Source organism: Arthrobacter sp. GCM10027362, assembly GCF_042679445.1.
Classification (GTDB): domain Bacteria; phylum Actinomycetota; class Actinomycetes; order Actinomycetales; family Micrococcaceae; genus Crystallibacter.
On the sequence record NZ_JBHTML010000008.1, the window covers coordinates 1 to 13,270 of the forward strand.

At 66.8% G+C, this 13,270-nt stretch carries 15 protein-coding genes and 1 pseudogene; 15 read left to right on the top strand and 1 reads right to left on the bottom strand.

Annotated features, from left to right (window positions below; genetic code table 11):
• From ACFQ36_RS02750 to ACFQ36_RS02760, 3 genes are all read left to right on the top strand, one after another.
• On the top strand, nt 1-190 hold a 190-nt coding region (locus ACFQ36_RS02750), incomplete at its 5' end, for a hypothetical protein (RefSeq protein WP_377010375.1).
• Nucleotides 187-1,323: a glycosyltransferase gene (locus ACFQ36_RS02755; RefSeq protein ID WP_377010377.1), complete on the top strand. Its 1,137-nt coding sequence runs from the start codon at nt 187-189 to the stop codon at nt 1,321-1,323. The genes ACFQ36_RS02750 and ACFQ36_RS02755, both read left to right, overlap by 4 nt.
• Before the next feature lie 3 nt (nt 1,324-1,326).
• On the top strand, nt 1,327-2,343 hold the full coding sequence (locus tag ACFQ36_RS02760) for a hypothetical protein (RefSeq protein WP_377010379.1): 1,017 nt from the start codon (nt 1,327-1,329) through the stop codon (nt 2,341-2,343).
• A gap of 70 nt (nt 2,344-2,413) precedes the next feature.
• On the opposite strand, the gene ACFQ36_RS02765 is transcribed toward ACFQ36_RS02760, so the two are convergent.
• Nucleotides 2,414-4,231, bottom strand: a complete 1,818-nt coding sequence (locus ACFQ36_RS02765; RefSeq protein ID WP_377010382.1) for an ABC transporter ATP-binding protein — start codon at nt 4,229-4,231, stop codon at nt 2,414-2,416.
• Between the two features lie 452 nt (nt 4,232-4,683).
• Between ACFQ36_RS02765 and ACFQ36_RS02770 the strand changes: the two genes are divergently transcribed.
• From ACFQ36_RS02770 to ACFQ36_RS02825, 12 genes and pseudogenes are all read left to right on the top strand, one after another.
• Nucleotides 4,684-5,331, top strand: coding sequence for a hypothetical protein (locus tag ACFQ36_RS02770; RefSeq protein ID WP_377010384.1), 648 nt, complete (start codon nt 4,684-4,686; stop codon nt 5,329-5,331).
• Nucleotides 5,332-5,688: 357 nt separating this feature from the next.
• Nucleotides 5,689-5,955 (top strand): annotated as a pseudogene (locus ACFQ36_RS02775) (CpaF family protein); the annotation flags it as partial.
• A gap of 43 nt (nt 5,956-5,998) precedes the next feature.
• Nucleotides 5,999-7,417 (top strand): recombinase family protein, encoded by a 1,419-nt coding sequence (locus ACFQ36_RS02780; protein WP_377010386.1) that lies wholly within the window; start codon nt 5,999-6,001, stop codon nt 7,415-7,417.
• Nucleotides 7,414-7,923, top strand: coding sequence for a hypothetical protein (locus ACFQ36_RS02785; RefSeq protein WP_377010388.1), 510 nt, complete (start codon nt 7,414-7,416; stop codon nt 7,921-7,923). The genes ACFQ36_RS02780 and ACFQ36_RS02785 overlap by 4 nt, the downstream gene beginning before the upstream one ends.
• 140 nt (nt 7,924-8,063) lie before the next feature.
• Nucleotides 8,064-8,285 carry a hypothetical protein gene (locus ACFQ36_RS02790; RefSeq protein ID WP_377010389.1) on the top strand — a complete coding sequence of 74 codons (222 nt, stop codon included), beginning with the start codon at nt 8,064-8,066 and terminating at the stop codon, nt 8,283-8,285.
• Nucleotides 8,286-8,393: 108 nt separating this feature from the next.
• Nucleotides 8,394-9,908, top strand: coding sequence for an AAA family ATPase (locus ACFQ36_RS02795; RefSeq protein ID WP_377010391.1), 1,515 nt, complete (start codon nt 8,394-8,396; stop codon nt 9,906-9,908).
• The gene (locus ACFQ36_RS02800; protein ID WP_377010393.1) at nt 9,905-10,078 is read left to right on the top strand and encodes a hypothetical protein; all 174 of its coding nucleotides are present in this window, start codon (nt 9,905-9,907) and stop codon (nt 10,076-10,078) included. The genes ACFQ36_RS02795 and ACFQ36_RS02800 overlap by 4 nt, the downstream gene beginning before the upstream one ends.
• Nucleotides 10,079-10,163: 85 nt before the next feature.
• The gene (locus ACFQ36_RS02805; protein ID WP_377010396.1) at nt 10,164-10,520 is read left to right on the top strand and encodes a hypothetical protein; all 357 of its coding nucleotides are present in this window, start codon (nt 10,164-10,166) and stop codon (nt 10,518-10,520) included.
• A complete protein-coding gene (locus ACFQ36_RS02810) occupies nt 10,517-10,804 on the top strand; it encodes a WhiB family transcriptional regulator (protein ID WP_377010398.1) in 288 nt (95 codons plus the stop codon). The genes ACFQ36_RS02805 and ACFQ36_RS02810 overlap by 4 nt, the downstream gene beginning before the upstream one ends.
• Before the next feature lie 147 nt (nt 10,805-10,951).
• On the top strand, nt 10,952-11,197 hold the full coding sequence (locus ACFQ36_RS02815) for a hypothetical protein (protein WP_377010400.1): 246 nt from the start codon (nt 10,952-10,954) through the stop codon (nt 11,195-11,197).
• A gap of 77 nt (nt 11,198-11,274) precedes the next feature.
• Nucleotides 11,275-12,498, top strand: coding sequence for a phage major capsid protein (locus ACFQ36_RS02820; RefSeq protein ID WP_377010402.1), 1,224 nt, complete (start codon nt 11,275-11,277; stop codon nt 12,496-12,498).
• Nucleotides 12,499-12,701: 203 nt separating this feature from the next.
• The gene (locus ACFQ36_RS02825) at nt 12,702-13,241 is read left to right on the top strand and encodes a hypothetical protein (protein ID WP_377010404.1); all 540 of its coding nucleotides are present in this window, start codon (nt 12,702-12,704) and stop codon (nt 13,239-13,241) included.
• Nucleotides 13,242-13,270 lie beyond the last annotated feature (29 nt).

Genomic DNA, 13,270 nt, shown 5'->3' on the forward strand with positions numbered 1-13,270 from the left:
GGCCGCCGTTGCCGAGGCGCTGCGCCGGCGGCAGGCGGCCGGCGTCGTCGCACGCAGCTTCACCCGGCGCTGGCAGGACAATCTCCGCCGGGAATCCCCGCTGCGGACCAACCTGAACACGCTGCTCGCCGCCGGACTCGGGCAGGCCCGGCGGCTGCGTGGCGGATGGCAAGGGAAGGATGCCGCGTGAGCGCTTCGGACCGGACGCTGCTGATCCTGTCGCTGTCTCCGCTGCGCAGTGATCCGCGGGTGCTCAAGCAGATCAATTTGTTCAAAGACCGCTACACGGTCACCACCTGCGGCTTCGGCCCGGCCCCGGACGGGGTGGCCGGGCACGTCGAACTGGACCGGGCGCTGCCGTCCTGGCCGCGCGATCCGCAGCGGCTGCTGCTGCGCCGCTACCCCCAGGTGTACTGGGGCATCGCCGCCGTCGCCGAGGCCGGCCGGCAGCTGCGCGGCCGCAGCTTCGACGCCGTGCTGGCCAACGACGCCAACACCCTGCCGCTGGCGCTCAGCCTGGCCCCGGCCCGCGGCGTGCATGCCGACCTGCACGAATTCGCCCCCAAGGAGCACTTCAACAAGCCCGCCTGGCGGCTCCTGGTCGCCCCCTACGTGCGCTGGCTCTGCCGCACCTACCTGCCGCAGGCGGCCTCGGTGACCACCGTCTCGGAAGGGATCGCCCGGCAGTACGGACAGGACTTCGGCGTGTCCGCCGGAGTCGTCACCAACGCCGCCCCGTACACCGAGAGGGAACCGCGCCCCACCCAGCTGCCGATCCGGCTCCTCTACAGTTCCGCGGGGCAGCGCTACCGCAGGATCGAGAACATTATGGAGGCCATGCGTGGGACGCCGGAGCACCTCGAGCTGGACCTGATCGTGATGCCGAACGAACCGGCCTACGTGGCCGAGCTGGTGGAACTGGGACGCACCCTGCCACGGGTGCGCTTCCGCGACCCGGTCCCGTACACCGAGCTGGTGGACACCGTGGCCGAGTACGATGTCTCCGTTTCGGTCATTCCGCCCACCAACTTCAACCTCGCCCATGCGCTGCCAAACAAGTTCTTCGAGGCCGTGCAGGGCCGCACCGGGCTGGTCATCGGGCCCTCGCCGGCCATGCAGGCCCTGCTCGAGCGTCACGGCCTGGGCGCGGTCACCAGGGACTTCTCCGCCCAGGCGCTGCGCGAGGTGCTCGGCTCCCTGACTCCGGAACTGGTGGACGGCTGGAAACGCCACGCCCACGAGGCGGCCCGGGAGCTGTCCTCCGAGCACCAGAACCTCGGCTGGGAGCGGGCCATCGCCGCGCTGCTGGACGGGCGGGCCTGAGGCGTGGGCGGTTCGGCGGACCCGAAGGTGCTGCACCTATACGACGCCGCGGACGTGGGCGCCACGCTGGTGCGCTACGGGCGCCGGCAGGGCCTGTCCTGGCGGCATTTCAACAAGGTGCCGCCCTCGGATGTGGGCAGCGTCCTGCCCGGCGCGCCGCTGCCGGCCAGGGCCCGGCGCCTGCTGGCCCAGACGTCGTGGCAGGCTGCCCGCGCGGCCGGCATCCTGCGCGCGGACCTGCTGCACCTGCACTCCGGGTCCCGGCTGGGCATCGTCAGGTCGCGGCCGCACCGGCCCTTCGTGCTGCACTTCCACGGCACCGACATCCGGACCCAGTTCCATGACCCGGTGCGCCGTCCGGTGCTGCAGTGGGGCGCCGACCATGCGGCGGCAGTGCTCTACTCCACTCCTGACCTGCGCCCGCACGCGGAGCTGGCCCGGCCGGACGCGGTGTATCTGGCCAACCCGGTGGACCTCGAAGAGCTGCCCGCCTGGGCACCGGCGTCCCGGCCGCGGGTGGCCTTTGCCTCGCGCTGGGACGACTCCAAGGGCGGCAGCGCCCAGCTCGAGACGGCCAAGGCGCTCGCGGCGTCCGCCGGGCCGGGCGTCGAGCTGCAGGGGTTGGACTGGGGGGCCGGAGCGGCCGGGGCTGCCGGGCACGGCGTGAAGCTGTTGCCGAAAATGTCCAAGCCCCAGTACCTGCGGTGGCTTGCCTCGGCGCACTGCGTGATCGGGCAGGGCACGGGGATCATGGGCATGAGCGAGTTGCAGGCGGTGGCCATCGGGGCGCCGGTGGTCATGCCGCTGGGGGAGGGGTACTATCCCGGCCCCTCACCGGTGCTGCAGGGCTCGACTCCCGAGGAGCTGGCGGCACAGGCCGTGGCCGCACTGGCGGATCCGGCCGGCACGTCCGGGCAGCTGGCCGGGCGGGCCTGGGTCGAAGCCCACCATTCGCCGCAGCAGGTTGTGGCCAGGCTGGCGGACATCTACCGGGAGCTCGCGGGGCACCGGCAGCACTGACCGCGAGCCGTTGCGGCAGGGGTGCGCGCTGCCGCCGCGCCCGTCCTCCGGCACCCGGACGGGGAGGCACTCAGACGGCGGTGCCCTCCTCGGCCTCGTTCCCGGCCAGGCCGGCGAGCGCCGCCTGCCGGGCGAAGTCCGGCACCCGGGCCACCACGTCGTCGAACGTCCCGTAGGCGGCCACCGTTCCCTCGCGCATGAAGAACACCACGTCCGCGTTGCGGATGGTGGCCAGCCGGTGAGCCACGGTGATCACCGTGACCTCGCCGTGCAGTTCGTTGATCGCCGCCGTCACCGCCGCCTCGGTGGCCGTGTCCAGGGCGGACGTGGCCTCGTCCATTACCAGCACCAGCGGGTCGTCGTAGAGCGCCCGGGCGATGCCCAGGCGCTGTCGCTGCCCGCCGGAGAGGGCCAGGCCGCGCTCGCCGACCAGTGCATCGATGCCGCCCTCGCGCCCGAGCACGGTATCGAGCAACTGCGCCCGGCGCAGCGCGGTTTCCACCCGCGGCCGGTCCACCTTCTCCGGGTCCCAGGCCAGCGCCACGTTCTGGGCCACGGACGCATCAAAGAGCGAGACTTCCTGCGGCACGTAGCCGATCCGCCGCCGCCAGGACTTCAGCACGAATTCCAGCGGCTCGCCGCCGACCAGGATCCGGCCGCCGTCCGGCTCGAGCAGCCCGAGCAGCACGTCCACCATGGTGGACTTGCCGGCACCGGAGGACCCGACGAAGGCCACGTGGCTGCCGGCCGGAATCCGGATGCTGATGTCCCGCAGGGCCGGGGCGGCGGCGCCCGGGTAGGTGAAGGAGACATGCTCCAGCACAATGTCCGCGGCCGCCGCCGGCAGCTCCCGTTGGGGCCGCTCGGCGGTGTTCCGGGCCATCTGCTCCTCGCCCTCCCTGATGTCCTGGATAATTTGCCGGGCGAAGGATGCGCTGGTGTTGACCGAGGACTGCACGGCCTGCATCCGGGTCAGGGACGGGATGAGCCGGAAGCCGGCGATGGCGAACAGGCCGATGGCGCTGACCGCACCGGCCGCACCGCCGGTGGCCAGTCCCACCCCGCCGACCAGCGCGAAGCCCACTACCAGCGCCGTCTCCAGGACATAGCGCGGGATCTGGGATATCTGGATCGCGGCGGCGCGGGCCTGCGCGGACTTGCTCCGGGTGCCGTGCACCTGCTCCTGGACCTCCGGCCCGCGGTCCGCCAGGGTGATTTCCTTCAGCGCGCCGAGCGCCTCGTAGAGGACCTTGGCGGTGCGGTTGGACCACTCGCGGTTCTCCCTGCCGATGGCCACCGCCCGCGGGGAGATCACCCGGGCCAGCAGCAGCGCCACCAGGCCCAGGTAGACCATGGTCACCACCGCGATCAGCGGCTGGGCCACGAACAGCACGACGACGACGGCCGCCAGGGTGCCCAGCTCGCCGAACAGGGTCATGGCAGGCATCAGCACGCCCGAGACCGTGATTCCGACGCCCACATCCACCGAGCGGACGATCTCGGCCGAGTTCCGGCCCAGCCGCTGCTCCCAGGGGGAGGCCAGGTAGGCGGCGAACAGCCGGTCCCCGATGGCCACCTCGTGCCGGGCGAAACGCTTGGTGGCAAAGCGCAGCAGCAGCACCGCCAGGATGCCCTTGAGCACGATCAGCAGGCAGATGAAGATCAGCATAGGCAGCACCAGGCCCTGCCGGGTCAGGTTGCCCAGCACCGGGAGCACCACGTCGGTGCCGCCGACCAGCCCCGGCAGCAGCGCCGCGACCAGGCCGAGGGCCACCACGTCCAGCAGCGCCAGGGCCGCGGAGGCGGCGCCGTAGCCGGTGAGGAACCTGCGGCTGCCCTCGGGAAGGGTCTGCAGCAACGGGCCGAGGATCTTGATAATGCCGTTCATACTGCGTCCAACAGTAGTGGATGGGGCTGTCCGGACGGTTAGGCAAATGACGTTGTGGTCCCTGGACGGCCGTCCGGGTGCGATGTGGCCGTGCCTCCCGGGTCCGTCCCACCGCTTCAGGCACCGGCAGGAACGGCGGCCCGGTCCCGTGCCCCGGCTGATGGAAATACATGGACATATCAACGGAACCTCGTCCATAAAATGCGGGCATAAGCTGTGCTCCCAATGGGGGCATTTTGGCTTGGCCGGGAGTATCGGGCCGTCCCGGCGTTGTTTTTACGCGGTGATTTTTTGATTTCACATCTGGCGTGCCTGAGGGAAGGAAGAGTATATTGGCTCAGTAGTGTTAGTGACGTATAATCTACCGCTGTCGCAGTTCCTTGCGCCTCATGGGGAAGGGCCGCGGAACATCGGCAATGTTCCGCGGCCGGTGCAATCAGGAATGGTTTGTCGTGCAGCTGGAAAATGCTGCGACAGGGCGCCGGTTGTTCGGCTCGGGGGAAGGCCGGATTCAACGACGCCGATTTCAAGAATGGGGAAATAATCAGCGCAGCCGCAATGTCTGCCGCTTTATTTTCCACGCGCACAGGGGCAAAAGAATGTCAACCAATCAGCAGGAAGGCCCGCGGCCGGGGCTTCCGCGCCGCAAGGGTTCTTCTATCGCATCGATGATTTCAGCCGCAGCACTGGCTGTGGTCGCCGGGGCAGCACCGCTGGCCCTGGCAGAACCGGCACAGGCGTCAACTACGTACCGGAGCTGCACCGTTACTCCAAAAACACCCGGCTACAATTACCGTTCCAACAGGGTCGACTACTACTTCGTCACCGCGTGCTCCGGAGGACGGACCATCAGTGTCCAGCAACGCTACTGGGAAGATGATGGCAATAAGGACCAATACCTGGGCTCGAAGACGCATCCCAGCCGTTATTACCCCCAGTACCGGCAGCAGACCTGGCACAGCTACTACGGGCCGCCGAATACCGAAAGCGGGCCTGAAGAGGTTTACTACCAGATACGCTTCAGGGTCTACCGGAACGGAACCTGGTCAGCCTGGACCGCCTGGGAAAGCAGCGGCGTGCTGACAATTAACCAGCCATAGCTGACGCAGCGCCGGGTGAGCGGGCCGGAAACCTTCCTTACGGATGGCATCCGGCCCGTTTTTTGAACCGTTTTTGCATAAGCCGGCCTCCGTAGCTGCCCGCGTGCCCGCGTCCCGGTGGTCATCGTCAAGGCAGGTCCCGCCGGTGCCTGCCCTCCATGCCGCCGCCGTGCGGCGGGCTGCGGGATAGCTTGGAAAAACCTTGGGAAATACTTATCCACATTCCCATCCTCGGGGCTAGCCCGGCGCTGTGGTCGTCACCTAGCCTCTGATCAGGGAAAACATTCAACCGACGGCCGTGCAGTCTCACATCATCCCGGCCGTCCGGCTGGCGCTGTGCGCCAAAGGGGGCTGGGGATGGACGCTATCCGCATTGTCGAGGATGAGGTCCGCGAACTCATCCGCCGGCGCGGACTGGACCCGGCCAGGCAAAGCGCCGAGGTGCGCCGTCTGGTCGACGCCGCGGTCAGCGACTATGACGAGCGCGCCCTGCTGGGCACCCTGCCCTCGATCGGCGCGCTCGACCAGGCACGGAAGTTCGTCTTCGACGCCGTCGCCGGCTTCGGTCCACTCCAGCCGCTGCTCGAGGACCCGGCCATCGAGGAGGTGTGGATCAATTCGCCTGTCAACTCCTGATATACGTTTCCCCGCGGGATAGGGTGGGGATATGAAAGACTCAGTGCGCGCCTGCGGGATTTATGCTCGCATCTCATCGGACGATGGAACCGCTCTTGGCGTGGCGCGCCAGATCGAGGACTGCACGTCGGAAGCCGCCAAGCGGGGCTGGCCCATTGCTGAGGTATTTACAGACAATGACGTCTCTGCCACCAAGGCTAAGCGGCGCCCTGAGTACGAGCGGCTGCTACAGGCCATCGAGCACCGGAGCGTCGATGCGGTGATCGTATGGGATGTTGACAGGCTCACCCGCACCCCGGCCGAACTGGAACGTTTCATTGACATGGCCGACCGCCACCACCTGGCTCTGGCGTCGATCGGCGGTGAAGTTGACCTGTCCACGCCGCAAGGACGCCTCACGGCCCGCATCAAGGGCAGCGTAGCCCGCCACGAGGTGGAGCAGATGTCGCGCCGCCTGAAGCGCAAATTTCAGGAGAACGCCAAGGAGGGCATATCCCATGGGATCGCCCCGTTCGGCTACCGCCGGCAACGCATCTTGGACGACCACGGCCGGGAAACCGGCTTCCGTGATGTGGTGGCCCCCGCGGAAGCCGACGCTCTCCGCGAGGTCTACCGCCGGGCCATAGCAGGCGAATCCCTCCGCTTCCTCGCCAAATACCTCAACGACAGCGGCTTCACCACTATCCGCGGCAACAAGTTCCAGGGCAACGTCGTCGGCGCAATGCTTCGCCGCCCCAGATACGCAGGCCACCGCACCCACCGCGGCCAGATCATCGGCAGAGGCGACTGGGAGCCCATCGTCAGCCAGGACACCTACGATCAGGCCTTGGCCATTCTCAGCGCGCCAGGGCGTCGCCACTCCCGAGGCATAGAGCCCAAATACCTGCTGTCTGGTATCGCCCTATGCGGCCGATGTGGCACCGCTATGCGCCCGAACGTCCATAAGCCGAAGAATGGCAAGCACCGCCAGCCCGCATACATATGCCCCGGTTGCAGCAAGCTAACCCGCAAGATAGAACCCGTAGACGCCGTAGTTGAGGCCGTGATCGTGGCCCGCCTGTCCCTGCCCGACGCCGCAGGCCTGACCGCCACCCGGCCGGACGCCCTCCAGAGCGCCGCCGCTGCCAGAGACGCAATCCTGGCCCGTATGGACACCGCCGCGGACGGCTTCGCGCAGGGAGCGATCACAGCACGGCAGCTGGCCCGGATCAACGAGCAGCTCAAGGCCCAGCTTTCCGCTGCTGAAGCCGACGTTGCCAGGCACCAGCCGTCCATGCTCCTCGACGGGCTGACGGGAGATGGGGCTGCCGAAGCCTGGGGCGCAACACCGTTGAACCGAAAACGGGACATCATCCGCAGCCTCATGGACATAACAATCCTCCCAGCCGGCCCTGGCGTCAGATTCAGCCCCGACCAGATACGCATCGATTGGAAAGGAGCCGCCGCATGATCGGCTCTGCGTCAGTTAACCCGGCTGCCGTCGCGCTCGTCCGCGCCCGTACATGTGGTGAAGGGTTCGGAGCGGACCCGCGGGTAACCATCTACTGCTCCAAGCACCGGACCGGCATGCGATTGCGCCTGACCATCATCAACGAGGACGGCGACGGTTATCCGTTGCCGGAGCATTTGCGTGTCATGGCGGAGACCGACCCGAGGGCCGCCTCTGCAGGCACATTCGAGCCACCCTACAGCCGGCCCGAAGTCCTTGAACAGCAGAGACGGGAAGCGAACGAATACTCGGAGAGGATCACAGAGCTATGTGCGGCAGGAGATCATGATGCGGCTCAGGAGTTGGCAGACCGGCGGCGGCAGAGCCTGCCGACAGGCCGCGGTGCCTGGACATTCCGTTGCGGCACCTGCGGCCGCAGCACGGTCCGGAAGGATGAAAAGCTGCTCGAGCTGGCGCTGAAGGCCCTTAACACGCCGAAAGGCCCATACCGGATATCCATAACGTGAACCAAACGTCTTGGTAACGTGGTGGCATTAGGGCCGCGTACCCGCATACGCACCATACTGGGCCACCATCCGGTGGAAGTAGCCCAACAGCTCCCGGTGAAACGCAGATTTTCTCTGCCTTTTGCCAGGGAGCTTTTTTCATGCCCAAGAACAGTCCCGTCCTCAAGGCTCGCGCCCGCCTCGGCGTCGCAGCTCGCACGGGCAGCCAGCAGGACATTGCCGAAGCCCGCCGCGACCTCGCCGCGGCAAACCTCGAAGCGTACATCCAACGCACAGTCGCTGAAGCCCCGCCGCTGACGCAGGAGCAGCTCGACCGCATCGCCACCTTGCTGCGGCCCGCAGCCGGCGGTGAGGCAGCATGAGCCAGACTGTGGAAAGCCGCCCGGTGGGGAAAACCGGGCGGCCGGAAAATCCAACTGCAGACAGCACCAGTGTAATCGGGCGCCCCGCGGAAGCAGGGGGGTCCCGCCGTGGCTAAATTCGCCAGCGCCCGCCGCATAACCCTCAACGCCAGGAAGAACGCGCTCACACGGGAACAGGAGACCGCTTACCATGCTGCCCGCGGGCAGATGGTCCGCGCGGCCGAGCCGCACAACACTCTCCAAGGCGAGCTTTCCGACGCCATGCTCGAACAGATCGACGACTGGATCCTGACCAGCCTCGAAACCGGCCAGCCCCTGCCAGCGATGGGCCCGGCCGACTACGAAGCCGCGATCGACCAGGCCGAGATAAACGCCCACCTGCGGCAGTTGCGCAATAGGGAAACCGCGCAACGGCTCGCCCGGAAAGAGCGCGAAGGCCGCCATGAGCTTCCCGGCCCGGAGCCGCTCGACATCCTGCTCGAAGACCCCGACGAAGACGCGGTCTACCGCATCCAAAACGTCTTCCCGACCGGCGCCCACATGATGCTCGCGGCCCAGGCCAAAGCCGGCAAGACGCAGATGATCGGCAACGTCATCCGCTCCCTGGTCGACGGCGCCCCCTTCCTCGGCAAATACCCCGTCCAGCCCGTGGAGCAGGGAATCGTGCTGATCGACAACGAGCTCGACCCCCGCATGCTCAGGCGCTGGCTTCGCGCCCACAACATCCGCAACACGCACCTGGTGGAAGTGGTGGCTCTGCGCGGCCGGACGGCGGCGTTCGACATCCTCGACCCCGCAGTCCGCGCCGAGTGGGTACGCAAGCTGGAGGGCGCCGACCTGATGATCCTCGACTGCCTGCGGCCCAGCCTCGACGCGCTCGGGCTCTCCGAAGACAAAGAGGCCGGCCGCTTCATCTCCGCGTGGAAGGCGTTCACCACCGAATGCCAGTCGGAGGAATCGATCATCGTCCACCATATGGGGCACAGCGGGGAACGGGCCCGCGGCGATTCCGGCCTGATCGGCGGCGTCGACGGAACCTGGAAGATCGTCATGGAAGATCCGGAAGACCCTACCTCGTCCCGCTACTTCTCCGCCTACGGCCGGGACGTGGAGGTTACCGAGTCCCAGCTCGGATTCGACCCCCAGACCCGGCACCTGACCATCGCAGGCGGCTCCCGTAAGGAGGCCAGGGCGGACTACAAGATGGACGCCGTTCTCGACTTCCTGGCCAACAGCCCCGGCACCTCGAAGACCGGCATCAAGCAAGCCATTCCGGGCGATGACAAGGCCACGGCCAAGGCACTGGATAAGGCCGTGGAGCTGGGGTTGGTGGAGGTCAAACCGCGCATCGGACGCGGTGGAGGATTCACCTATTCACTAACTCAGGTGAACTCCGGTGAACCCAGGTCTACCGGGGTTCCGAACTCAGGTAACCCCGGGTATATACCCGGGTTCCTATTCGGTAGCTCAGTCACCCAAACCCCTGACACCACTCCACCCGGGTTACAGCGTTGCCGGGACCACCCCGCGACCCCACGCCCTGACTTCTGCGACGCCTGCAAGCAATCAGCAGGGCAACTGCAGCCCCTCGAATTCCCAGCCCCCAAGGAGCAGACAGCATGAACAGCCACGACCACGAGGCAGCAGCACTCCAAGCCCTGACCGACTATCGGAAGAGCTTCGACAGGGACCAGCTACGCATCGCCGAAGTCCACGCCCAGCTTGCTCAGGCCGACGCCATGCGCCAGATCGGCTACGTCCTCAACCGCTTCGACAAAGACGGGAAACGCTGACCATGAGCACACGGATAGACGGTCGCCCGTACCGCGGTGGTGACCAGTGATCAGGGAATCGCAGCAGCACGAAAGAGATCCCAGTTTGGACGCCACGCGGGCCCCGGAGGCAAGCAGTGCGCTCGAGGTCGAGCTGAAGAAATTCCTCGGCGTGAGCACCCTGCCCACACGCCCGGCCCGGCCCGCATCCGAACGCCGCCGACAGCCGGCACCGGGACCGTTGACCGACACTACCGTCGTCCGCGACACCATCCTCGACCTGCTGCCGGAGGGACGCCGGAGCCACCCCGCATGGCGGGCCTTCGCCAACCTCGCCGGCCACACGGCAGCCGAGCGGATCCGCGCCCTCCACGCCCGGCAGGCCAGGGACACCCGGCAGGACCAGCTGGCAGCCGACGCGGTAGCCGGCCTCGGCCTGCCGGACCCGGACGGGGAATCATGAGCCAGCCGCAGCCACGCCAGCTCAAGGACGCGACGCCGGAGCTGCCCGAGTGGAAAGCCTTCCTCGCCGCCCGCTCCGGCGCCGTCGTTCCCTGCGACCGCGGGCACGAATGGTTCTCGGACGATGTCCGGATCCAGGCCCGCGCTGCTGCCCTATGCGGGGCATGCGCCGTGAAAACGGCATGCGGCGTGTATGCCCTGGCAGCGCCCGAGAAGGAAGGCGTCTGGGGCGGGATGACCCCGCTGGACCGCAAGAGGCTCAGGCGGGCAGCACGCGCCGCCTGAGCTGGCCCCGGATAGGGGGAGGGGAGTCACGATCTGTCGAACGATTCGACGGAAGCCCGCCGGGGTAACTCGCCGCGCAATATCTCAGAATGCGTACCCCCCTCGGGAACAACACATCAACCGGATCTTTTGGAAGGAAAAAGCATCATGGCACCCAACGAGGCAACAGACATTCACCGCACCGCGCTGGCGCTGGTCCGGGCCAACCACAACCAGGACGAGGCCGGCGTGATTGGTGTCCTGAGTATGGTCACGGAGGACCAGCTCGGCGGCTTCCTGGCCGCGCTGGCGGAAATGGTCCATTACGCCCACGCCAGCGACCCGGCCGCAGGCTTCGACGCTTTCTGTGACACCTATTCGGCAGCGATTGACCAAGCGGAAACAAATCCGTGAGGAAAACGGCCACATAAGAATCCCGGGCCGGGAAGCATGGAAAGTACTTCGGAATGGACGACAGTTAGGACAAGACCTTGGATCCCAAAGAGAAGCTGGCCCAGCTGGCCGCAGAGGCAGACAGGCTGCGCACGAAGGCAGCCGACACCCCGAACACCTTCACCGAGGCCGACGCCGCCCGCGCGACGGCGGTCGTGAAGGAACACCGGGCCCTGAAGGCCATGCTCGACAAGCGCGACGGTGTGGCGCAGGCATTGATGGCTGCCGGCGGGGGACAGACGCTGCACTCGAGCGCGGACGAGGCCTTCAGCACGAAAACCTTCAACAGCCGCGGCGGAGTGCCCCTGGGGCAGGCCGAGAAGACCAAAGAATTCTCCGGCAGCATCATGAAGGCACTGAAGAACGCGGCCCCGACCATCGGCGGCCCGAGCGTAGGCAAAGCCCTGGTGCCGAACGGCGCCGTGACCGCTGACTTCGACGGCCGGGTGGTCAACGATCCGCGTGCTGCCTTCAGCATCATCGCCGCCATCAACGGCCGCGAGGTGGACAGCCCGTCCGGCACCTACCTGCAGCAGACGCAGCGCGTGAACAACGCCGCGACGGTGCCGGCCGGCGGCCTGAAGCCCGTTTCCCAGTACGGGCTGACCCCGGCGACGTGGGAGATCGCGACCATCGCGCACCTGTCCGAGCCGATCAAGCGCCAGTGGCTGGAAGACTACGCCGCCCTCGATCAGTTCCTCTCCCAGGAGCTCGCCTACGGCATCGACTCCGAGCTGGCCGACTTCGTGCTCAACGGAGGCACCAGCGAGGACGGCAACATGATCACCGGCATCATGAACACCACCGGCATCCAGCAGACCGCGTACACCACGAACAAGCTGCTGACGATCCGCCGGGCCCTAGGCGAGCTGGAGACCGCCGGCATCGACGCTACCGGCATCATCCTGAACCCGTCGGACTGGGAAGAGATCGAGACCCTGACCGACGCGGACGGCAACTTCATGCTGGGCATGGCACCGCAGCAGTCCGCGGACCGCCAGCTGTGGAACACTCCCGTCACCCTGGCGCCGGGACTGGCAGCAGGACAGTCCATCATAGGCGACCTGTCCACGGTGAGCCTGCTGCACCGCAACAGCCTGCAGCTGGCATGGTCCGAAGGTTCCACGAACACCGGCACCGTCGAGGCCCCCGTGATCCGCGACCTTTTCCGCCACAACGAGGTCGTGTTCCGTGCCGAAGTCCGCGTCGGCTTGGAGATCCTGTCCACAAAGGCGCTGCGCGTCGCTGACCTGACGGCATAGCGGCAAGACATCTTGGTCTGCCGTTGATTGGCTTCGGTGCGGCAGGCCAGGACACCCGGCCTCCTGTCCGGCCGGAGGCGGCGCCGGTCGAACAGGAGGCCGGGTGTTTCAGCATCTATGGTCGTCCAGCTCAGCACGCCATGGTCAGGGAGGTCGTTCGTTCCAATCGGTGGCGGGCTGTAGCTGCCCGGTAGGATGTGGGGGTGACGAATCAAGGCACCCGCATCCCTTCACGCTGCTCAAGCGGTAGTCCAGTTGCGTTTAAGTGGTTTGACGGCATTAGAAGGAGCGAGCCCGACCACGTCCAGTTGGCGGTCGAGGCTTGCCTTCGGGCCGTGGACAGCGATACGCGGGTGTGGAATCCCTTTGCGAAGGCCATGGTGAAGTCGGAGTTCAAGAAGCGGATCGAAAGGGCGGCTTTGGGTCAACTGGTCCCGGTCGAAGAAGTCAAGCCAGTCGGGCAGCAGCCTTCACCCCCGCCTCTGTACGAGATCCGTTGGCAGGACATAGCGGTTACCGACCGGGCACCTGGGGCCGCTCCGCAGGACGCGGTGTTCAGTAAAGTGATCGTCCGCATGTACCACTCAGAACCCGCGACGCTTCCGGACCATTTCATTGGGCATCATGTCCACGAGAAAATCATCAGCCCTGCCGGTGACACGCACCTGTTGCAGGACACTGAAATCAATGTGGCCGCCGGCTACTTCAATCTCGGCGAGGCGAGCAACTGGGCTGCATTATAGCTCCTTGCGCGGACAGGTTGGCCAATATA